This window comes from Flavobacterium anhuiense (assembly GCF_001705175.1).
Taxonomy (GTDB): Bacteria; Bacteroidota; Bacteroidia; order Flavobacteriales; family Flavobacteriaceae; genus Flavobacterium; species Flavobacterium anhuiense.
The window spans coordinates 2,053,799-2,077,292 of sequence record NZ_CP016907.1; the positions used below are offsets into that span (position 1 = coordinate 2,053,799).

Below are 23,494 nucleotides of genomic sequence, written 5' to 3' on the forward strand. Positions count from 1 at the left end.
AAGGTTAATGCGCCATTGCCATACAGAGTATGCTAATCTTAGCGCGAGGTATTTTTAGTAACGCTTTTGAGCATGCTTCAAGTGTTGCACCTGTTGTAAGCACATCGTCAACAATTAAAAAATGTTTGTTGTGATCAGATTCGGTGAATTTGACATCAAAAATGTTTTCAATATTTTCAGATCTTCCCAAAAGGTTTTTCTTGGATTGCGTTTTGGTATATAATTTTCGGATTAGAATATTTTCTGCAAAAGGAATTTCAAAACCCAATGCAATTGCTTTTCCAAAAGTTGTAACCTGATTATAACCTCGTTCCTTAAATTTTCTTTTATGCAGCGGAACGGGAATTACAGCATCAAAAGGAATTTCTAATTGAAGTTCCTTTAGATCTTCTGCATACCAATTTCCTAAAACGGTTCCAATTTCCTGATGACCTTTGTATTTTAAATTATGAATTAATTCTTGAACGATTCCTTTTTTATTGAAATACAAAAAAGCTGATGCAAATTGAATGTCAATTTTACCGTAAAACTTTTTGACAGCTTCGTTTTTAGGATTTAAATGATATTGTGTTAGAGGCATTTCATGTCGGCAGACGGTGCAGAAAACGGTTTCATTTTGAAGCAAAAGTGAATGGCATCCGCTGCAGACTTTAGGGAAAAATAGATTTATTAGATAATTAATCACAAAAAGAGAGATTTTATTTACAAAAGTAACAAAATCAAAGCTTCAATCTTTATAATTTTTCTTTTTTATATAGCTAGTTTTTATATTTTTGCATCACTATGGCAAAACAAGAAGATATATTTAAGAATGTGGTTTCGCACGCAAAAGAGTACGGATTTATTTTTCCGTCAAGCGAAGTTTACGATGGTTTAAGTGCTGTATATGATTACGCACAAAACGGTGTCGAATTAAAAAAGAATATCCGTGAATATTGGTGGAAATCAATGGTTCAGATGAATGAAAATATTGTCGGCCTTGATGCTGCGATATTGATGCATCCAACAACTTGGAAAGCTTCTGGTCACGTTGATGCTTTCAATGATCCATTAATTGATAATAAAGATTCTAAAAAGAGATATAGAGCTGACGTTTTGGTTGAAGATTTTGCTGAAAAAATTCACCAAAAAGCTCAAAAAGAAATCGAAAAAGCAAAAGCTCGTTTTGGCGATGCATTCAACGAACAAGAGTTTGTTACTACAAACTCTCGTGTAATTGAATATTTAGCTAAAGAAAAAGAAATCAGAGAGCGTTTAGGACGTTCTTTGGGAGCTGGAGATTTAGCTGACGTTAAAGCTTTAATCGAAGAACTTGAAATTGCTGATCCTGAAACTGGTTCTAAAAACTGGACAGAAGTAAAACAATTCAACTTGATGTTCGGAACTAAATTGGGGGCATCTGCAGAAAATGCAATGGATTTATATTTACGTCCAGAAACGGCTCAAGGTATTTTTGTGAACTTCTTAAACGTTCAGAAATCGGGCCGTATGAAAGTTCCGTTCGGAATCGCTCAAACGGGTAAAGCGTTCAGAAATGAAATTGTGGCAAGACAATTTATTTTCCGTATGCGTGAGTTCGAACAAATGGAAATGCAATTCTTTGTTCGTCCAGGAGAAGAAATGCAATGGTACGAGCACTGGAAAGCAACTCGTTTAAAATGGCACTTATCTTTAGGGTTAGGACAGGAAAATTATCGTTTTCATGATCACGAGAAATTAGCGCACTACGCAAATGCAGCGGCTGATATCGAATTTAATTTCCCATTTGGATTTAAAGAATTGGAAGGAATTCACTCTCGTACAGATTTCGACTTAAAAGCACACGAAGAATATTCCGGAAGAAAATTACAATATTTTGATCCTGAATTAAATGAAAACTACGTTCCTTACGTAGTAGAAACTTCTGTTGGTTTAGATCGTATGTTCTTGGCTGTATTTGCTACTTCATTAAAAGAAGAAACATTAGAAGACGGTTCTACAAGAACAGTTCTAAAATTACCGGCAGTTTTAGCGCCAACTAAAGCGGCAGTATTGCCATTAGTTAAAAAAGATGGTTTGCCAGAAGTTTCAAGAAAAATCATAGAAGATTTGAAATGGGATTTCAATGTGGCTTACGATGAAAAAGATGCTGTAGGACGCCGTTACAGAAGACAAGATGCTTTAGGAACGCCTTTCTGTATCACAGTAGATCATCAAACGCTTGAAGACGAAACGGTAACGATTCGTCATAGAGATACCATGAAACAAGATCGTGTAAAAATTACTGAATTAAGAGGTATTATCGAAAATGAAGTTTCGATGAAAAACTGGTTAATGAAGATGTAATCTTTACAGTTTATTATAGAAATCCCAAATTCTGTCCCAAAGCTTCGGGAGAGTTTGGGATTTCTTTTTTTAAATAAGTATTTTATCGGCTTTTTTTGCATTTCATCCTTATGTATTAACATTTTGGATTAATGTACTAACAATGAGATGTTTAAAATATTTAAATCCGTAATTTTAAATTTATATTACTGCAAAGAGCAATTTTTTTCTTCATATAGCAAATCAAAAGTGTTTTTTTTATTATGATTGCGCAGTGAGAAAACCAACAAGACCCGAAATTGAAAAAGTATTCGTATATTATAATTGATGATGTTGCTGAGAGTATTTTGAAAACCCAAACAACCGCTTCAGGTTTTTCAGAATTATCTTTTGCGGGATCGGCATCAAATTTCCAGGACGGTTTAAACTTGGTTTTAGAACACAAACCCGATTTGATTTTTCTAGAAATCGAACCTGAAAATCTTTCAAGTCATTTGTCTCTGACTTTCGTTAGCGAATTGCACCGTTTCTTTCAGGAGATCCCAAAAATTATTATTACTACAAATAAGAAAGATAAAGCGTTTGATGCTATTCAATACGGCGTGTTTGATTATCTTTTAAAACCTATTGTACATATTGATTTGCTAAAAACCGTTTTGAAGCTTAAAAAAGCAAATTTTGAGGTAAAAACAGTAGGTTCAACTGAAGAACAGACTTCAATTGTAATTGACAATGTAAATAACGTAACGATTCCTCAAAATATCCAAAGACCATTAACCATTTGCATAAAATCTTATGGTGATTATCGATATTTAAATGCTGACGATATTTGTTATTTTCAAGCCGACAATAATTCTACGGATATTTATTTAAACACTGGCGAAATGATTACGGCCTTCAAAACTTTAAAACATTTTGAGAGTGTTTTGACGTATCCTTTTATCCGTATTCACAATAGTTATGTAATTAATCGAAACTATATTTCGAGGATTCATAGCGGAAACTCAATCTGTTACATAAAAAACTCCACAAAAAAGATTCCTTTTTCTAAAACCTATAAAGCAAATGTTGAGCAGATTATTGCCGATTTTGCTGCAGGAAATTACCTAGAAGTCTAAAAATTAGACAATTACATTAATTTGCTACTCATTGACTATCAATTGGGTACGATTTACCACAAACCTAATTTTTTGTATAAATTTTTTTTCATTCTGGTATTAGTTTTACACTCTGATTCGCAAGCAAACGGCGGATCATCTCCAAAAATTAATACAAACATTAAAACCTCAGGTCATGAAAAAAACAGCTTTAACAATCGGATTATTTTCTTTAGTAGTAGTAGCAACTTCTTTTGCGTCAACAGAAGTTCCAACATATTTAGCAGCAAACGATTCTATTAAAGTTTTACCAGTAGATGGTACGACGACAACTGGTGGTGGTGCAGCAGGTGGAGTTATTAAAAAACACGATTTTCATGGAGCTGCTGAATCATTCCAAAAAAATAGCAATGCAAACTTTGCAAGTGTTAATCAAGCTTTCGGACACGATAAAAAAGTAGATTAAAAGAAATAAAGAAATATATAAAATTAAAGCTGTCAATTTTTGACAGCTTTTTTTGTGTCTATAGTTTTACTATTTTTGATAAAATTCAAAGGCACAATTGAAGAAACTAAAAAAAATACTGCTGTTTTTATTCTTTGTTATATTGGCATGTACCAAGAAAGCAGGAAACTTAGAGATGACTTCTTCTAAAGACAGCCTTCCTGCTTATCTTACTTTAGCAAATGAGGATAATCTGCCTTTACACATTAAACAAAAATACGCTCAGAAAGCATTAAGTATTATTTTAGAACAAAAAGATGATTCGCTTAATAAAGTAAATCTTTTTAAGGTTGCTAATCGATATTACAATATGAGCGATTGGAAAGCCTATCTTAAAACAACTAAATTAATTTTAGAAAGGGCTCGGGTATCAAAGGATTCGGTACATATGGCAAAAGCCTATATATATTTAGGTGATTACTATTTGTCGCAATCTATTTCTGATAGTGCTTTTTTGAATTATTATAAAGCCGAAAAAACATATCAGAGAATTAATGATCAATTAAATTTGGTTAAGACTTTTTTAAATAAAGCGAATCTGCAATACAACGAAGGTGATTTTTTTGAAAGTGAAATAACCGTCTTTAAAGCTTTGAGTATTTTAAAATTAAAGAAAGATGTCAATGAATTGCTTTATGAAAGCTATAATTTGTTAGGTATTTTGTATAATGAAAGAGAAGAGTTTGCCAAAGCTTTAGAGTTTCAGAATAAAGCCTTGAATATATTGGATGACAAAAAAATCCCCTCAGATTTTCAATATAAAGCAGCATCTTTAAATAACTTGGGCTACATATATATGCGCATGGGGAATTATAAACGTGCCAAAGTTTTTTTTGAAAGGGGACTCCAAGAAAAAAATCTTTTTGTAGATAGATCAAGTTTATATGCAATTTTACTTGATAATTTAGGATATGCTAAGTTGAAACTAAATGATCCTAATAAGATGCCTGAGCTTTTTTATGAATCTCTAAAAATTAGAGATAGCCTTGATCTTAATTCTGGAATGGTATCAAGTAAAATACACTTGTCAGAGTATTATGCCTTAAAAAAAGATACCTTTAGAGCGATTCAATTTTCAAAACAAGCTCTGACATTATCGCGTACATCTACAAGGATTGTAAATACTTTAGAAGCTCTCAAACAAATCGCAGCAGTTGATCCCAAAAATGCTTCTCAATATTCGAAAGAATATATTGCTCTTAACGAAAAAATGTTAAAAGCAGAACGTAAAATGGGAGAAAAATTCTCTCGCATCGAATATGAAACCAACGAAATTAAAGATCAAAATTCTAGTCTTCAGGAAAAAAATAAAACCTTGATTTATGTATTTAGTATTTGTACATTACTCGGATTGTTTTTTTATGTTTACAAAACACAGCAGGCCAAAAATCGAGAACTACTTTTTAAACAACAACAACAGATTGCAAACGAAGATATTTATAATCTAATGATTTCGCAACAGAATGAAATTGAGCTTACGCGAATAAAAGAAAAGAAGAAAGTTGCCCAAGAGTTACACGATGGTGTTTTAGGGCGTATGTTCGGTATTAGGATAAGTTTGGATAGTTTGGATAAGTTAGATGAATCTGAGGCTATTTCTAAAAGAAAAAAATATCTTGACGAATTGAAAAATGTTGAACAGGATATTCGGGAAATTTCGCATGACTTAAATAGAGAAAAATCAGAATTAATTAATAATTTTGTTTCTATTTTGAATAAACTATTTGAAGATCAGAAGAATACGTATAGTTCTAAATTGATTACTGTTTTTGATCCTGAAATTAAATGGGATTTAATAAGCAACATCGTAAAAATCAATTTGTATAGAATAGTTCAAGAAGGGCTCCAGAATTGTAACAAATATGCTAAGGCTGATATTATTAGAGTAGAGTTTAAAAACGAAAATGATAATTTAGTTTTAACCATCGAGGATGACGGAATTGGATTTAATACCAATAAAACTAAAAACGGAATTGGTCTTAATAATATAGAATATAGAGCCACAGAGTGTAAGGGAACAGTTACGATAAAATCTGCCAAAGGAGAAGGAACAATTCTCACCATAAAAGTCCCATTAGAGCCAAATAATAACCTTCATAATGACATTTGATTTACCAGCCTCAGCTCCACAATTAGTTAAAAAGAATATTTTAATAGTAGATGACCATCCATTTATTATTGAAGGGTATAAGAATGCTATAACTCGTTATAATCCAAAACAATATGATTTTTTAATTTCGCAGGCACACGATTGTAGATCCGGTTATGATATAATTGAAAATAATAACAATACTGATTTTGATATCGCTTTTTTGGATATTAGCATGCCTCCTTATGAGGAAAAAGAGATTTTTTCTGGTGAAGATCTAGCTAAGCTGATTTTGAAAAAGATGCCTTCATGCAAGATTATTCTGTTGACGATGTATACCGAATTGCTGAAAATTAAAACCATTATCAGAACCATTCAGCCCAACGGATTGATCATTAAAAACGACCTTACTTTTGACGAATTGCTTTTGGCTTTTGATAAAGTAATGAAAAATGAAAAATATTACAGCCAGTCGGTTGTAAAGATGCTGAATCAATCAACGCATAATGCAATTGAAATTGATCAATACGATAAACAGATATTAATTCATTTAGATAAAGGAACCCCAATTCATGAAGTGTTGCAAAATATTCCAATTTCTTTAAATGCCATCGTGAAACGAAAAAAACATTTAATGGAATTGCTAAAAATAAAAAGCGGTTCTGATCACGACTTGGTAAAAGAAGCGAAAAGCAAAGGGCTTTTTTAAAATTTTAGATTTCAGATTTTAGAGTTTTAAAGTGAAATATAATGACACAAAAAAACACCTAATGGATTTTAAACCTATTAGGTGTTTTTTATTGTTACTGAATACTGAGACTGAATACTTAAATTACTCGCTCAAAGCATCCCATCCGCGAGCTTTTAAGGCAATTTTTGTATTCGCACGGGTTACAAGATGGATTCCTTCATTTTCTTCCGTCATATGTCCGATAACAGAGAAATTCGGATTTCCCTTTATTTTGTCGAAATCATTAATATCAATCGTAAATAAAAGTTCATAATCTTCTCCACCATTTATGGCAACCGTTGTACTGTCGATATTAAATTCTTCGCAAGTAGAAATAAACTGAGGATCCAAAGGCAGTTTGTCTTCATATAAATTACAACCTACTTTAGATTGTTTGCAGATATGCATAATCTCAGAAGATAATCCGTCTGAGATATCAATCATTGCGTTTGGTTTTATATCTAAAGCATGAAGCAAGGTGCGAACATCTTTTCGCGCTTCAGGTTTCAATTGGCGTTCTACCAAATAAGTATAAGGATCTAAATCGGGCTGATTGTTCGGATTAACCTGAAAAACTTGTTTTTCACGTTCTAAAACCTGCAATCCCATATACGCAGCGCCAAGATCACCGGTTACAACTAATAAATCAGTTTTTTTAGCTCCATTTCTATAAACCAATTCATTTTCATCAGCTTCTCCAATGGCAGTTATGCTGATGATTAATCCTTTTTGAGATGAGGTTGTATCTCCACCAATAACATCCACTTTATATTCTTTTGCGGCAAGTGTAATTCCTGCAAACAACTCTTCTAGAGCTTCAAGCGGAAAACGATTAGAAACGGCAACCGAAACCGTAATTTGAGTCGGTTTTGCATTCATCGCGCAAATGTCAGAAACGTTTACTACAACGGCTTTGTATCCTAAATGTTTCAGTGGCATGTAAGCCAAATCAAAATGAACTCCTTCAATTAATAAATCGGTTGAAACTACTACTTTTTTATCTTTAAAATCAAGAACAGCTGCGTCATCGCCAATACTTTTTAAAGTAGATTCCTGAGTAATGTCAAAATGTTTAGTTAAATGGTCAATTAAACCAAATTCGCCCAATTGAGCTATACTAGTTCTCTGCTGATTTTTATCTTCAATCATTTCTGTTAAGTTCCAAAGTTATTAAGGCGCAAAGGTACAAAGGATTTTTCTTTTTAAGTAACAAAGACACAAAGGTTCAGAGTTGCAAAGTTTTTTATAAACGAATTTTCCGTAGAGACACACCGCAGTGCATCTCCCTTGTGTATAAATTTGGGTGTAGATTTCCGATGTGTTAAACGCATTGCGGTGCGTCTAAAATGTGCTGAATAATATTTTTTTAAAATATTTTTTTGCTGCTGACAAACTGTTGTCACCAGCCCATTTTACTTTTGAAGTATTAAAAATATTTAAACTTTAAAACCATGAAAACATTAGAAGCACAAGTTATTACTTCAGAAGATTTATTGAAACACTGGCAAGGGCACAGAGCACTTACACGTCGTTTAATTGAGATTTTCCCAGAGAAAGATTTCTTCGAATTTTCAATTGGAGGGATGAGACCTTTCTCAAAATTAGTGGATGAGCTTTTGGCTATTGCGGTTCCAGGTTTAAAAGGAATTGTAACGAAAGAAACTGCACCATTTTCAGAAGGAACAGAAAAACTGATCTTTAAAGCGCAATATCTTGAAAAATGGGATGAAGCTACAGAAGAAATCAATAAATATTGGGAACAATTATCAGTTGAAGATTTTAGCGAAACCTTTAATCTTTTTGGGCAATATGAATTTCCTGTAATTCAGAATATCTTATACTTTATCGATAATGAAGTGCATCACCGTGGACAAGCTTATGTGTATTTAAGAGCTTTAAATATCGAACCGCCATTTTTCTGGGAAAGATAATTGATAATTTTTTACTATCTTAATATCACATTCTAAAAACCACTGCTATGAGTTTAAAAAAGATAATGTCCAATTTTGCAGATTACAATTTATGGGTAAACCAGCAATTTGTAAACTGGCTTTCGCCAAAAGCTGATGAATTGCTTTATGCAGAAGTTCAATCAAGTTTTCCGACTATCATGAAAACGTTGGATCATATCTGGTCTACAGAAGAATATTGGTTTTCTGTAATCTCTGAAAATGATATGATAGAAAAAAAGCCTGAAAACGAATTGTCAAAAGATGAAATATTTGAAGGATTGCTCAATTCATCTACAAGATTGAAACATCTTATCAATTCATTGTCAGAAGAAGATTTGATGAAAGAAGTTAAAATTACCAATCCGTGGTTTGAGTGCGAATTGCCTGTTTCAGATTATCTGCTGCAGGTTATAAATCACGGAACTTATCACAGAGGACAAATTGTAACCATGGGAAGAAATATCGGAATTACAGATGCTTCCAACACCGATTACAATTTTTATAATGTAATTAAGGCCCAATAAAAAAACTCCCAAGAGAATTTCAAATTCTTTTGGGAGTTTTTTATAATAGTCTTTTTTTATTGATTTCGATTAAATTTAAAACTTTAGTTTTTAATATTTCAGGTTCCAAAATTTCAGCATAATCGCCAAACATTAAAAACCAGCGAGGAAAACCATTTTCGATATCACGGCAGAGAAAAGTCATTTCTAATTTATCTCCAACTTCTTTTTCAGAAACAAAACCATGATATTTTCTATCGAAAGCTAGATAACGGGCAATTTTCTTTTCTACCAGAAGGCGGACTTTTGTAGTTGGAACTGTTTCTGTTTTGTTCAAATACGTTTCCAAAGAATCGTGTTCGATTGTAAAATCTAAATCTGTTTTTTTTAGGTTTTGAATTCTGTCTGCCCTAAACTGTCTGTAATCTTTTCTCAAGTGACAGAAACCAAGAAAATACCAATTGTTATTATCATGAAAAATGCCAACTGGTTCCAAATTACGCTCAGTTAATTCATCTTTCCCAAAGGTTTTATAAGAAAGTGAAATCTGTTTCTTCTCAGCAATACTTTCAAACAAAACCGATAGAGTATTTGGCGAATTATCATTAAACATTGGTTCTGCATCCTGCATTACAATTCTAGATTCGATGTTTGAAAGATAATCTTTGTCATTACTTCTCAAAACCGATTTCAATTTGTACATCGCCGAAGCATAATGTGTTCCCAAAGAAGGATCGGTAAACTTCTTCATCAGTTTTTCAGCAGCAATAAAACTGCTGACTTCTTCGCGAGTAAACATCACGGGAGGAAGACGATAACCATCCATCAGAGCATAACCAACTCCAGCTTCACTATAAATTGGAACGCCAGAGGCTTCCAGAGTTCTGATGTCTCGATAGATTGTCCTCAAACTGCATTCAAAACGATCGGCTAATTCTTGTGCTTTGACAATCTTTTTAGATTGCAATTGTATGAGAATAGCAACAATTCGGTCAAATCGCTTTGGGGTTTCGTCGAGCATTTGTTTTTTAAGATTCTAAGGTTCTGAGTTACTGAGATTTTAAGTCTTTTTGCTGATGCAAAGATTCAAAGATACAAATGTAAAAACTAAAGAGAATAAAAAAAAGCTGTTCCAAATTGAAACAGCTTTCTATCATAAATCGAAAAAAAAAAATTAAAATCTATACAAAACTCCAAATTGAGGCTGGTCGAAAATATTTTCAAATAAGTTGATGTTTAATTGAAAAGTATCAGACGATGGGCCATTTTCTGGAGAAACGCTGTTGTAAGCCAAAACATTTGCAAGGACAAAAGTAACGGCAATATTTTTGGTTACAAAATAGTTCAAACCGACATTAATATCAGCTGTTAAGCTATTGTCTGTATCGCTGCCAACTTGTGGTATTTCGGTTTTGTTTCTTCCATACCCTAAACCAAGTTCGGCATACGTTTTAAAACGTTTTTTATCTAATTCTAAGAAATAGTAACGAGCAAAAGCTCCAACTCCAAAAACATTCGTTTTTACTTGAGTAGTTTCTACTTTGTTACTTGAGTAGTTTAGTTTAGCTCCAACAGCAAATTTATCATTTAGCAAATAGCCAAACTTTGGGCTAAAGCCATAATAGTCTGCGTCGCCGCCTGTACTAATTTTGATAGATCCTTCTAAAAACATATCACCTTTTTGAAAAGTGATGCCTTTTGCAGAATTCATTTCTGAATCAACTTGGTCTTGTTGAGCATTTGCAAAACAGAATGTGAATAGTGCTAAAATAACAGAAAATTTGGTTTTCATAGTCTTGTAATGTTAAAGTTGTAAGATTAAAAATACATTTTCTGTGTTAAAAAGGCTTTCGATTTGTTCGAATGAGTTAATATTGGATTTTTCGAGTTAATAATCTGTCGTATTTGTAAGTTTTGACGTTGTAATTTTTAAACTTTGAACAATAAAAAACCCGATAACACAAGTCATCGGGTCTAATCTATATTCTTTGTTCTTTACTCTTTTTATCTAAAAAGAAAATCTAGTCATTCAATTTTAAAACAGCCATAAATGCTTCTTGCGGAATCTCAACGTTTCCTACTTGACGCATACGTTTTTTACCTTTTTTCTGTTTTTCAAGAAGTTTACGCTTACGCGAAATATCTCCACCGTAACATTTTGCAGTAACGTCTTTACGAAGTGCTTTAATAGTTTCACGAGCGATAATCTTAGCTCCAATTGCCGCTTGAATCGGAATGTCGAATTGCTGTCTTGGGATAAGTTCACGCAGTTTTTCGGTCATTTTTTTACCGATGTTGTAAGCGTTATCTTCGTGAATCAATGCAGAAAGCGCATCAACGGTTTGAGCATTCAAAAGAACGTCAAGTTTAACCAATTTCGAAGTTCTCATTCCAATTGGAGAATAATCAAAAGAAGCGTAACCTTTAGAAACTGTTTTTAAACGATCGTAGAAATCGAATACAATTTCGGCCAATGGCATATCAAAATTCAACTCAACACGTTCTGTTGTTAAATACGTTTGGTTGGTGATTAAACCACGTTTTTCAATACATAAACTCATTACGTTTCCAACGAAATCGGCTTTTGTAATGATGGTAGCTTTAATAAAAGGCTCTTCAACTCTATCCAATTTTGACGGCTCTGGTAAATCTGATGGATTGTTTACAACGATTGGCGTTTCTGGATGTTTCTTAGTATACGCTAAGTACGAAACGTTAGGAACCGTAGTAATTACAGTCATATCAAACTCACGTTCTAAACGTTCTTGGATAATTTCCATGTGAAGCATTCCTAAGAATCCGCAACGGAAACCGAATCCTAATGCCGCAGAACTTTCAGGAGTAAATACTAATGAAGCGTCATTTAACTGTAATTTTTCCATTGAAGAACGCAAATCCTCGTAATCTTCTGTATCAACAGGATAAATACCTGCGAATACCATTGGTTTTACATCCTCAAAACCAGCAACCATATTCGTTGTCGGAACTTTTGCATCTGTAATCGTATCACCAACTTTTACTTCACGAGCTTCTTTAATTCCAGAAATCAAATATCCAACGTCTCCTGCCGAAACTACATTTTTAGGAACTTGGTTTAATTTTAAAGTTCCAATTTCGTCAGCAAAATATTCATTATCTGTTGCCATGAATTTAATTTTCTGGCCTTTTTTGATTTCCCCATTTACAACTCTAAAGATTACTTCAATTCCACGGAACGGATTGTAAACTGAGTCAAAAATTAAAGCTTGCAATGGTTCTTCTGGATCTCCCTTTGGAGCAGGGATTTTTTCGATAATGGCTGCTAAAATATTTTCAACGCCAAAACCTGTTTTTCCTGAAGCATGGATAATATCTTCCAATTTACAACCAAGTAAATCGATAATATCATCACTAACTTCTTCAGGGTTTGCACTTGGTAAATCAACTTTATTTAAAACCGGAATGATTTCTAAGTCGTTCTCAAGCGCTAAATATAAGTTTGAAATCGTTTGTGCTTGAATACTTTGTGCCGCATCAACAATCAATAAAGCGCCTTCACAGGCAGCGATAGATCTAGAAACTTCATACGAAAAGTCTACGTGGCCAGGAGTATCAATTAGGTTTAAGATATATTCCTCGCCTTTGTATTTGTATTCCATCTGAATGGCATGACTCTTAATGGTAATTCCACGCTCGCGTTCCAAGTCCATGTTGTCAAGCAATTGTGCTTTTTCTTCACGAGCAGAAACGGTTTGTGTAGCACTTAGTAATCGGTCTGCTAATGTACTCTTACCGTGGTCAATGTGTGCAATAATGCAAAAATTACGTATCTTCTTCATTTTTATATATCGGTTCTCTAATCGATTTTAAGTCTTTTTTTGGGAATAATCTGCCTCAAAGCAATTACTTTAAAGCATGTTATTAAGGCGCAAAGATAGCGCAAAGTTTTGGATTCTGGAATGCTGATCTTCGATAGTTGAAAGATGTGAATTAAAATTGGCGTTAAAATTCAAAATTAAATCCTTTTTCAGTTAATTTTTTGTACATCTCATCATCAAATTTATAAAGTTTAGCAGCTCTGTGCGAAACGTCTTTTTGTTTTTCATCTAATGCTGTGAGCAGTTTCATGTGAAGAATTTTTCGTCTGAAATTAGATTTATCCAATTCAATTCCAAGAATTTCTTCGTACAAATGCATGAGCTGCAATAAAGTAAATTTTTCTGGAAGAAGATTAAAACCAATTGGAGCCTGACGCACACGGTTTCTGAGCTGTAATAAACTGAAATTTAAAATTTCATTGTGGTCAAAGATCAACTCAGGAATATCTTTTATTTTATACCATTTGGCTTCGATAACTCTCAAACTGGCTTTAATATTATAATCTTCACGATTCACCAAAGTGTAATAGCCAATCGTTACAACACGTCTTTCTGGAACACGTTTTGGATTTGTGAATGCTTTTAGCTGTTCTAGATAAATATTTTCAAGTCCTGTAAGTTCTTGCAAAATACGTTGCGCAGCATCATCGGCACTTTCATCCAGCTGAAGCCATCCGCCAAGAAGCCCCCATTTGCCTTTACTTTCACCTTGAGCGTGCTGAACCAAGAGAACTTCGAGGCTCTCTTTGTTAAATCCGAAGAAAACACAGTCAATTGTGATTCCCTCTACGGCTGGTTTGTGATGATGATTAGTTATTTCTGCCAATGTATTGTTGTCGTAATTATTGTTTATTGAAAATTAGAATACAAAATTAAATCCCTTTTCAGTTAATTGATCATAAATTTCTGGATCAAATTTGTATAGCTGAGCTGCTCTATGTGAAACATCTTGCTGTTTTTCGTCTAATGCCACCAAGAGTTTCATGTGCAGAATTTTTCGTCTGAAATTGGGCTTATCCATTTCGATTCCTAAAATTTCTTCATAAAGTTGCATCAATTGCAATAAAGTGAATTTTTCAGGAAGCAAATTAAATCCAATTGGGGCTTGACGAACCCTGTTTCGAAGGTGTTTTAAACTGTAATCTAAAATCTCATTATGGTCGTAAATCAAATCTGGAATTTCATTGATTTTATACCATTGCGCATCAGAAGCCGTAAAACCTGCTTTAATATTATAATCTTCTCTTTTTACAAGGGCATAATAACCAATTGTAATGACACGTCTCAGCGGAAAACGATCTGGATCTCCAAATGCTTTCAGCTGTTCCAGATAAATATTATCAAGACCTGTAAGCTCATTCAATAAACGATGAGCCGCATTGTCTGTGCTTTCTTTTTTATAAATCCATCCTCCTGGAAGCCCCCATTTTCCTTTACTAATACCTTCAGCATGCTGCACTAAAAGCACTTCGAGACTGCCTTTGTCAAAACCAAAAATGACACAGTCAATCGTGATGGCATTCATCGCGCTGTTTTCATTTTTATAAGCAGTTTTGTCGTCTACATTTTCAACCATATATGAGATAAATTTTGACAAATTAAATAAATAAAATCATTATTAGCCTTTTTGAAAGCCTTATATTTTTTGAATGAAACAAAAAATTGAAAATCAAATGTTTAAGAATGTGTAAAAAAAGCTTTTGAATTCTATTAAACTTCTAAATGACTGACGGTCAATTTTATGAAAACATTGATTTTTCTATATTTTTTATTTCAATTCCCCTTCAGGTTTTACAACATTCATAAAAATGAATTACAATTAATCAGAATCAAAAAAAAATAACCCTAAAATATTGTTAATATAGAAAATTTGTTTTACACTTGTAGTCAAATTTACCATAAGATAAATTCAGATTGACTATAAGTAAAAAAAGGCAAAACTACACTTAACTTAAACTTACCACAAATGTTTTTTTAGAAATGGATTTAAATAGCTTTTTTGATGAAATTATCATTATCAAATTTGCCAAAAGAATCGATTTTGAAGTTGCTTATAGTCTACAAGTACTACATGTTGGAAAAGAGATTCAGGCCCTCTTTTTCGGCATGACCTGCTTGGGAAGTTTTTCCAGATTTCTCCTAGGGTAAAAAAACACTAACTATAACTTAAACTTAATCAATTCTTATTATGAAAAGCAAAAATTGTATTAAAACAACAAAGCTTCCATATTTTATGGCGGTGCTGCTTAGCGTATTTATGATGCAGTTTGGATTTGCTCAAGAATCCAAAACTGTAAGCGGGACAATTACCTCTTCCGAAGACGGATTTGGAGTTCCAGGAGCAACTGTACAAGTACAGGGAACAAAATCGAGTACTGTTACCGATTTTGATGGAAAATATAAAGTGGAGGCTAAAACAGGAGATGTTTTAGTAATCACTTTTGTAGGTTTCAAATCGCAGAATATTACGGTTGGAACTCAAAAAGTAATCAATGCGGTTTTGCAGCCAGAAACTGCAGAACTTAAAGAAATTGTAGTGATCGGTTACGGTACTCAAAAGAAGAAAGTTAATACTGCTGCGACTTCATTGGTGTCAGGAAAAGACATTCAGCAAGTTGCGAGTCTTGATGTTGTAAATGCTTTACAAGGTCAGGCTTCTGGGGTTTCTGTAACTTCATCTTCTGGTCAGCCTGGAGCGAATATGGTGGTAAATATTCGTGGAGCAGGTACAGCTGGAAATAGCGATCCTCTTTATGTGGTTGATGGTGTAGTAGTAGATAACGGAATTGGATATCTTGATCCATCTGTTATTGAAAGGGTTGATATTTTAAAAGATGCTTCGGCAGCTTCTATTTACGGAGCAAGAGCTGCAAATGGAGTTATCTTGGTTACAACCAAAAAAGGTAAAGATGGTAAAATGAATGTGTCTTTCAGTTCTTATACAGGTTTTCAGCAGATTGCTAAAAAACTGGATTTGATGAATACGCAAGAATATACTACAATCATGAACGAAGCTCGTGTAAATTCTGGATATTCTCCATTATATACTAAAGAGCAAATCGCAGGATTTCCTGATCACGATTGGCAGAAAGATTTATTTAATGAAGGCGCAATGAAACAAAATCATTCGCTTTTGATTACAGGTGGTGACGAAAAATCTACGATTGCAACAGGTTTATCGTACTACGGACAAGAAGGTATGATTGGAGGATCTACCAATCAATCTCAATATGACCGTATTACTTTTACAGCAAACTCTACTTCAGAAGTAATTAAAGGGTACTTAAAAATCGGAGAAAATTTCACTTTATCAAACATCAAATCAAGCGGTGTTGCCGACGATGGCATCTACAGCAATGCGATTAGAAGTTTCTTAAATGCAGCCCCAATTGATCAGCCATATGACGAGAACGGAGATTTTGCTCGTTCTATTATTTCTCAAGATATTAGCAATCCGGTTGGATCTTTATATTACAACAACTTTAATCAGACTAAGACGAATCGTTATGTAGGTAATATTTTTGCCGAATTAAAATTTGCAAAGAATTTTACTTTCAGAACTAGTTATGGGGTTGATATGACAGATAGCAATTACCGTGCTTTCAGACCTGTTTATTCACTTTCTTCAAATGACAACAATACGGTTTCGAGCGTAACTCAAAGTGCAACAAAATCGTTAGGATGGATTTTTGAGAATACACTTCAATACAAATTCAATCTTGCTACTTCTCATAATTTTGATGTTTTAGTAGGTACTTCTGCAAAAAAGAATACGTCTGATTATATGGAAGGGCAAGGAAGAAACTTAATTTTTGATGATTTCGAGCACGCATATCTAGACAATGCAAAGGATCCTACATCAAATGTTGTAAAAGGAAACCGCAGAGATTATGCAATCCAGTCTTACTTCGGACGTTTATTGTACGATTATAACAATAAGTATTTATTCTCTGCAACAGTTCGTCGTGACGGTTCGTCAGAATTTGGTCCAGATAATAAATATGCTATTTTCCCATCATTCTCTGCAGGTTGGAATTTAGATAAGGAAGCTTTCTTCAAAGAAAACAAGGTTTTAAATACTTTCAAATTAAGAGCGAGCTGGGGACAAAATGGTAACGACCAATTTGCAAGAAGATTTGCTTACATGTCTGTAGTAAACTCAACAGATAAAACATATCATTTCGGAACTGGTGATGAAACTCTTTTAGTAGGTTCAAGCCCAGATCAGTTAGCAAACCGTAACTTAAAATGGGAAACTTCTGAGCAGTTAGATTTAGGTTTTGATGCTACCTTGTTTACCAACTTTACTTTAACTTTTGATTACTACGACAAGAAAACCAAAGATTGGTTAGTATTGGCCTCTATACCAGCTTATGCAGGAGCCACTGCCCCTTATATTAATGGTGGTGACGTAAGCAATAAAGGTTTTGAAATTGGTTTGGCTTATCGCACACATTTTGGAAAAGACTGGAATTTTGCTATTAATGCAAACCTTTCTCGCAACCAAAATGAAGTGTTGAGAATTGCAAACAACGAAGGAATCATTCACGGAGAATCAAATGTACTATTCCAAGGTTTAGACGAGATGAACCGTGTTGAGGTTGGAAAACCAATGGGTTATTTCTACGGATTAAAAACAGACGGAATTTTCCAAAATGCTACAGAAGTTGCAGCGGGTGTTCAGCCAAATGCACAGCCGGGAGACGTTCGTTTCGTAGACTTAAATGGTGACGGAAAAATTGATGCCAATGATAAGACTAAAGTAGGAGATCCAAACCCTGATATTAATTACGGTGTTAATTTAGAATTATCATACAAAGCTTTTGATTTATCTGTTAATACTTACGGTATTGCTGGCGGGCAAAACGTTTTTGGAGTTCACGATTATACACGTGCTTACACAAACAACACTACAGATGTGTTGAACAGATGGACAACTGAAGGAACTTCGAACAGAATTCCAAGAGTAACTTACGGAACTGATGCAAACGGGAACTATACTAAATTCTCAGATTTATATATTCAGGATTCAGATTTCTTCAGAATTAAAAACGCTACAATCGGATGTGATTTAACGAAGTTGACAGATAGATTAAAGTTCTTCTCTAAATTCAGATTGTACGTGGCAGGAAATAACATTTACACATTCACAAAGTACAAAGGAATGGATCCAGAAATTGGTTTCGGAAACGTAAATCAATCTTGGGCTAAAGGAATTGATGTTGGATATTATCCACAGCCAAGAACCTATTTAATGGGTCTGAATGTTAACTTTTAAAATTTGAAAATCATGAAAACATATATAAAATTATTTGCGCTTTCAAGCTTACTTACTTTAGGAGCTTGTTCGCAGGATTTCTTGGAAAATGAACCATACACAGATAAGGTAACAGAGAATTTTTATAAAACACCATCTGATGCTTTTGAAGGTCTTATAGCAGTTTATGATGTTTTACAGCGTGAAGCTTATGGCGGACCATTATTAATTAGCGAACAAGCTTCTGATGATTGCTTTGGAGGTTATGGTATTGCCGATGCTCAAACCGATATCGAATGGGATCGTTTCTCGTACGTTTCGGACAAAGACATGAACAAAGATGTTTGGTCAAATGCTTATTTAGGAATTTACAGAGCTAACATTTTATTAGAAAATTTAGGCAAAGTAAATTGGGGATCAGATACGGCTTTGAAAACTCGCTACGAAGCTGAGGCACGTTTCTTAAGAGCGCACTTTCATTTTACAGCGGCTAAAATGTTTGGAGATATCATTCCTCTTGATCATACTGTAACAACAAGTGAGTTCGAATTGCCAAGACAAGCTCCAGAAGTTACATATGCTTTAATTGCAAGTGATTTAAAATTTGCAGCAGACAATTTAGGGCCAGAAAACTACTCACAAGCAGGAAATGCTAATTATGGACGCATTACAAAATGGGCTGCAGAAGCATATTTGGCTAGAACATTCTTATTCTATACAGGAACATATGGCAAAGCAGATTTAGCTGGAGTAGTTTCTAAAGCAGAAGCAACAGCTTATATTAACGATGCAGTTAATAACAGCGGACACGGTTTAGTGGCTGATTTTGCTAATCTTTGGTTAGCAGCTTCTTTCGAAAACTTTGCTGGAGAAGATAATACAGAAATGGTTTGGGCTGTTCGTTTTAACGGATCAGGAAAAGGAAACTGGGATCTTCACGAAGGAAACCGTTTCCAAGTAAACATTGCACCACGTGGAGGTTCAATTGGAAAATATGCAACAGGATGGGGAGGAGCAACAGTGAATCCTAAGTTGGTTGATTCTTATGAAGCTGGAGATACCAGAAAAGCAGCATCATTTATTGATTATGCAGGTGAAAATTTAAATTTTGATCCGCAAGCTAGAGAGCAGCGTCAGTACACAGGATATTCTTGGAAAAAATATTGTCCAATTACCAATGCAGCAGGAACAGCTGTCGTAGAGGCAAACGGAGGAAATTTTCAAATTGACAACTACCAAGATTATGCTATTATTCGTTTCTCAGATGTATTGCTAATGGCAGCTGAGTTGAATTTACAATCAAACCCTGCTTTAGCGCAGGCAGATTATGATAGAGTACGTGATCGTGCTTTTAAAAATACTACTCACAGAAAAACAGTCAGTTTAGAAAATATCATGAAAGAGCGTCAGTTAGAATTAGCGCTTGAAGGACTTCGTTATTTTGACTTAATAAGACAAGGAATGACGGTTACAAAAGCAGCTATTGATAACAACACTGGAGATTCTCAGTTTAATGTAACTTTTAGAACAGAGACTCAAGGTTGGTTTCCATTACCGCAATCGCAGATCATTCTTTCAAATGGTACAATAACTCAAAATCCAGGCTGGAATTAATTTAAACAAAAGACTATGAAACGTATATTATATATTTTAATAGCAGCTGTTACAATGGGTTCGCTGTTATTTTCTTGCGAGGCAATCGAGGATCGCGAAAGCCTTCCAGCAGTTACTTTGACATCAGAAACACTTAAGTTTTCTGTAACGCAAGATGCTACAAATAAAAATCTTGTAAACTTTAAAAGTGATGATCCAACGGTAATTCCATTTTGGAAATATGTAGATGCATCGGGAAATGAACTGGGACATTCTAACAAAAGCAGTGATCAAGTGATTTTGCCTTTTGCAGGAAAATATACAATTTACTATACCGCTTACACAAGAGGAGGTTCTGTAGAAGCTGTCCCTGTAACTGTAAACGTCCCTGAGAATGACGAAAGTTATTTTAGAGATCCAAAATGGCAAATGTTAACCAATGGTGTTGACGGAAAAACTTGGGTTTTAGATTTTACAGATCCAGTGGGATGGGCAGGTTTAGATTATCCTTATAATCCAAAAGGTAGTGACTATTGGAATTGGTTTCCAGATTATGCAAGTAACTCTTGGGTAATGACTAATAAAAACTGGGGAGAAATGTATTTTGATTTAAATGGAAATTACAATACATCTGTTACTCAAACAGCGATTGCAAACAGCAATCAAACTACGAAAAAAGGAACCTATTCATTTGATATTGCAAATAATAAATTAGTTTTTAATGGTGGGGTTCAAATGCTTTATGGTGGAGACTATTATGGTGACTGCAGCAACTGGATCAGCGTCAAGGTGGTTGAGCTTACGGCTACATCTTTAAGATTAGCAGTAGTGCGTGACCAGAGCAGAACTGGTGAAGGAGTCTGTTTAATTGTATTCCACTACAAGCCGAAATCGTAAGTTAGTTAGTTTTGAAGTCTCAGTCCTAAAAGCATTTTGTAATGTTCTTTAAGACTGAGACTTAAATTGTTTTAGGAAGAAATAAACGAAACCATTTTTTATTTCTATCTTCAAATTCCAAAAAAATAAAAGTACCATGCATATTAGAAAAAACATAAAAAATATAAGTTTATGGGCAGTTGCAGCTGGAGTTTTTTTCTTGAATTCCTGCACTAAAAAAGAAGATGCATTTGTAAACCGAAAAGTTTCTTTTAATGCAGATTGGAGTTTTCATCTTAATGACAGCATTGTTGATAAAGACACTATTGGAACTTCTACCAAATGGAGAACTTTAGACGTTCCTCACGATTGGAGCATTGAAGGAAAATTTGATGAAAAAAGTCCTGGGGGTTATGGCGGAGGATCTCTAAATGGAGGTTTAGGCTGGTACAAAAAAACATTTAAAGTAGCTGCAGAAGACAGCACAAAAATAACTTCAATCACTTTTGACGGTGTTTACAGAAACAGCGAAGTTTGGGTAAACGGACATTATTTAGGAAAACGTCCAAACGGATATATTGGTTTTCAATATAACATGTCACCATATTTAAATTACGGAGAGAAAAACAACGAAATAATTGTTAAGGTTGACAATTCAAAACAACCTAATTCACGTTGGTATTCAGGTTCAGGAATTTTTAGAAATGTCTGGATCGAAACCACAGACAAACTTCACGTTGGACAATGGGGAACATACATTACAACTCCAAAAGTTACGGCTGAAAAAGCTTCGGTAAGCATTGAAACTACAATTAAAAATCAATACAAAGAAAGCAAGAAAGCAACGGTAACGACCACTATTTTTAAAGAAGATAAAAAAGTAACATCGGTTACTCAAGATATAACCATCAATGCCAACGACAATCAAATTCTGAATCAATCTGCAGAAGTTGAAAATCCGATTTTATGGTCAGTTGAAAATCCGGAATTGTATACAGCAGTTACTGAAATTTTAGTTGATGATAAAATCATTGACCAATACAAAACCTCTTTCGGAATCAGAGATTTTAAATTCGATTTGAATAAAGGTTTTATTCTGAATGGAAAACAAGTCAAAATAAAAGGGGTTTGCATGCACCATGATTTAGGGCCGTTAGGATCTGCAATCAATACGCGCGCTATTGAACGTCAATTGGAAATCCTAAAAGAAATGGGCGTGAACGGAATCAGGACTTCTCATAATCCTCCAGCTCCAGAACTACTTGATCTTTGCGATAAAATGGGTTTCATTGTCATGGATGAAGCTTTCGATATGTGGAAACAAAATAAAACCAAATATGATTATGCTAATGATTGGGACAAATGGCACAAACAAGACTTAATCGATCAATTGATGCGCGACAGAAATCATGCAAGTATTTTTATGTGGAGTATCGGAAACGAAATTCCAGAACAATGGAATGAAAAAGGTATCGAGATTGCTAAAGAATTAGCGGCAATAGTACGTTTAAATGATAAAACGCGTCCGCTTACAGCTGGAATGAATCCACCTGTAAATATGAATATTGATGCTGTGACTTTACAATTTGAGAAAAAAGATGTTTCGATTAATCCGCTTGCTGGATCTGGAGTTTTAGATTTAATCGGATACAATTATGCGCACCAGACATTTGAACATCATCTAAAGAACTTCCCAAAAACTCCTTTCATTGCAACTGAAACTACTTCAGGTTTGCAGACAAGAGGTTATTATGACGCTGTTTCAGATACTATCAAAAAATGGCCAATAAGATGGGATCTTAAATTTACGGAAGGAAATCCTGGAAATACGGTTTCAGCTTACGATCAGGTACAGACGCCTTGGGGATCTACGCACGAAGCAACTTGGAAAATCATTAAAAAACATGATTTCTTGGCTGGAATGTACGTTTGGACAGGTTTTGATTACATCGGAGAACCAACTCCATACGAATGGCCATCGGTAAGTTCGTATTTCGGAATTGTAGATTTAGCTGGTTTTCCGAAAGACGTGTATTATATGTACCAAAGTGAATGGACAAATAAAACGGTTCTTCACGTTTTCCCTCATTGGAATTGGAAAGCTGGACAAACGGTTGACGTTTGGGCATACTATAATAATGCAGATGAAGTGGAACTTTTCGTAAACGGAAAATCAGTTGGAAAACGAAGTAAAAAAAGAGATGATTTGCACGTAATGTGGAGAATTCCTTTTGAAGCGGGAACTTTAAAAGCCATTTCTCGTAAAGATGGAAAAGTAGTGTTAGAAAAAGAAATTAAAACCGCTGGAAACCCTTCGCAATTAAAATTAACTGCGGATAGAAGTACCATCAAAGCCGATAAAAATGATTTGTCATTTATTACAGTCGATATTTTGGATGCTAATGGAACGATCGCTCCAAATGCTAATAACGAAATTAATTTCTCTTTAAAAGGAAACGGAAAAATTGTAGGCGTTTGTAGCGGAGATCCAGTTAGCCACGAATCGTACAAAGCAAATAAACATACAGCTTTGGCTGGAAAATGTTTGGTGATTGTTCAATCGGGAGATAAATCAGGAAGATTAGAATTAACCGCTAAAGCGAATGGACTAAAACAATCGACAATTGTAATTACGACAGAATAATTTTTGAAATTTTAATTATAGCCACAGATTAAAAGGATTAAAAAGATTTAAATCTGCACGATCTGCTAAATCTGCGAGAGAAAAGAA

The 23,494-nt window shown here is 34.2% G+C and carries 18 protein-coding genes; 11 read left to right on the forward strand and 7 right to left on the reverse strand.

Annotated elements, in window-relative coordinates; translation table 11 throughout:
- Positions 1-4 precede the first annotated feature (4 nt).
- Complete coding sequence (locus BB050_RS08725) at positions 5-685, reverse strand: ComF family protein (RefSeq protein ID WP_066033309.1); 681 nt, start codon at positions 683-685, stop codon at positions 5-7.
- A 98-nt stretch (positions 686-783) separates the two neighbouring features.
- Here BB050_RS08725 and BB050_RS08730 point away from each other — a divergent pair, with 98 nt between their 5' ends.
- The 5 genes from BB050_RS08730 to BB050_RS08750 all read left to right on the forward strand — a co-directional run bounded on the left by BB050_RS08730 (position 784) and on the right by BB050_RS08750 (position 6,704).
- Complete coding sequence (locus BB050_RS08730) at positions 784-2,325, forward strand: glycine--tRNA ligase (protein WP_066033310.1); 1,542 nt, start codon at positions 784-786, stop codon at positions 2,323-2,325.
- Between the two features lie 278 nt (positions 2,326-2,603).
- On the forward strand, positions 2,604-3,422 hold the full coding sequence (locus BB050_RS08735; protein WP_066033311.1) for a LytR/AlgR family response regulator transcription factor: 819 nt from the start codon (positions 2,604-2,606) through the stop codon (positions 3,420-3,422).
- Positions 3,423-3,597: 175 nt separating this feature from the next.
- Entirely contained in the window at positions 3,598-3,867 is a 270-nt protein-coding gene (locus BB050_RS08740) for a hypothetical protein (RefSeq protein ID WP_066033312.1), read from the forward strand.
- A 97-nt stretch (positions 3,868-3,964) separates the two neighbouring features.
- Positions 3,965-6,016, forward strand: coding sequence for an ATP-binding protein (locus BB050_RS08745; RefSeq protein WP_335583314.1), 2,052 nt, complete (start codon positions 3,965-3,967; stop codon positions 6,014-6,016).
- Complete coding sequence (locus BB050_RS08750) at positions 6,006-6,704, forward strand: response regulator (RefSeq protein WP_008465438.1); 699 nt, start codon at positions 6,006-6,008, stop codon at positions 6,702-6,704. Before BB050_RS08745 ends, BB050_RS08750 begins: the two co-directional genes overlap by 11 nt.
- A 123-nt stretch (positions 6,705-6,827) precedes the next feature.
- Here the strand turns inward: BB050_RS08750 and thiL are convergent, their stop codons facing one another.
- A complete protein-coding gene (gene thiL, locus BB050_RS08755) occupies positions 6,828-7,874 on the reverse strand; it encodes a thiamine-phosphate kinase (protein WP_066033313.1) in 1,047 nt (348 codons plus the stop codon).
- Positions 7,875-8,176: 302 nt separating this feature from the next.
- Between thiL and BB050_RS08760 the strand changes: the two genes are divergently transcribed.
- Together BB050_RS08760 and BB050_RS08765 are read left to right on the forward strand one after the other, a co-directional pair.
- Positions 8,177-8,656, forward strand: coding sequence for a DinB family protein (locus tag BB050_RS08760; protein ID WP_008465436.1), 480 nt, complete (start codon positions 8,177-8,179; stop codon positions 8,654-8,656).
- Between the two features lie 47 nt (positions 8,657-8,703).
- Positions 8,704-9,201, forward strand: coding sequence for a DinB family protein (locus BB050_RS08765; protein WP_008465435.1), 498 nt, complete (start codon positions 8,704-8,706; stop codon positions 9,199-9,201).
- Positions 9,202-9,241: 40 nt separating this feature from the next.
- Here BB050_RS08765 and BB050_RS08770 read toward each other — a convergent pair whose 3' ends face one another.
- From BB050_RS08770 to BB050_RS08790, 5 genes are all read right to left on the reverse strand, one after another.
- Positions 9,242-10,201, reverse strand: coding sequence for a helix-turn-helix transcriptional regulator (locus tag BB050_RS08770; protein WP_066033314.1), 960 nt, complete (start codon positions 10,199-10,201; stop codon positions 9,242-9,244).
- A gap of 153 nt (positions 10,202-10,354) precedes the next feature.
- Positions 10,355-10,972, reverse strand: a complete 618-nt coding sequence (locus BB050_RS08775) for an outer membrane beta-barrel protein (RefSeq protein ID WP_008465432.1) — start codon at positions 10,970-10,972, stop codon at positions 10,355-10,357.
- A gap of 229 nt (positions 10,973-11,201) precedes the next feature.
- Positions 11,202-12,998 (reverse strand): translation elongation factor 4, encoded by a 1,797-nt coding sequence (lepA, locus tag BB050_RS08780; RefSeq protein WP_008465431.1) that lies wholly within the window; start codon positions 12,996-12,998, stop codon positions 11,202-11,204.
- Between the two features lie 163 nt (positions 12,999-13,161).
- Positions 13,162-13,863, reverse strand: a complete 702-nt coding sequence (locus BB050_RS08785; RefSeq protein WP_008465429.1) for an NUDIX hydrolase — start codon at positions 13,861-13,863, stop codon at positions 13,162-13,164.
- Positions 13,864-13,896: 33 nt separating this feature from the next.
- Complete coding sequence (locus BB050_RS08790; RefSeq protein ID WP_066033315.1) at positions 13,897-14,613, reverse strand: NUDIX hydrolase; 717 nt, start codon at positions 14,611-14,613, stop codon at positions 13,897-13,899.
- 612 nt (positions 14,614-15,225) lie between these two features.
- Here BB050_RS08790 and BB050_RS08795 point away from each other — a divergent pair.
- The 4 genes from BB050_RS08795 (at position 15,226) to BB050_RS08810 (ending at position 23,407) form a co-directional block, all read left to right on the forward strand.
- Positions 15,226-18,315, forward strand: a complete 3,090-nt coding sequence (locus tag BB050_RS08795) for a SusC/RagA family TonB-linked outer membrane protein (protein ID WP_066033316.1) — start codon at positions 15,226-15,228, stop codon at positions 18,313-18,315.
- A gap of 12 nt (positions 18,316-18,327) precedes the next feature.
- On the forward strand, positions 18,328-19,908 hold the full coding sequence (locus BB050_RS08800; RefSeq protein ID WP_066033317.1) for a RagB/SusD family nutrient uptake outer membrane protein: 1,581 nt from the start codon (positions 18,328-18,330) through the stop codon (positions 19,906-19,908).
- Positions 19,909-19,923: 15 nt separating this feature from the next.
- Positions 19,924-20,784 carry a hypothetical protein gene (locus BB050_RS08805; protein ID WP_066033318.1) on the forward strand — a complete coding sequence of 287 codons (861 nt, stop codon included), beginning with the start codon at positions 19,924-19,926 and terminating at the stop codon, positions 20,782-20,784.
- Between the two features lie 136 nt (positions 20,785-20,920).
- Positions 20,921-23,407 (forward strand): glycoside hydrolase family 2 TIM barrel-domain containing protein, encoded by a 2,487-nt coding sequence (locus BB050_RS08810; protein WP_066033319.1) that lies wholly within the window; start codon positions 20,921-20,923, stop codon positions 23,405-23,407.
- Positions 23,408-23,494: the final 87 nt, after the last annotated feature.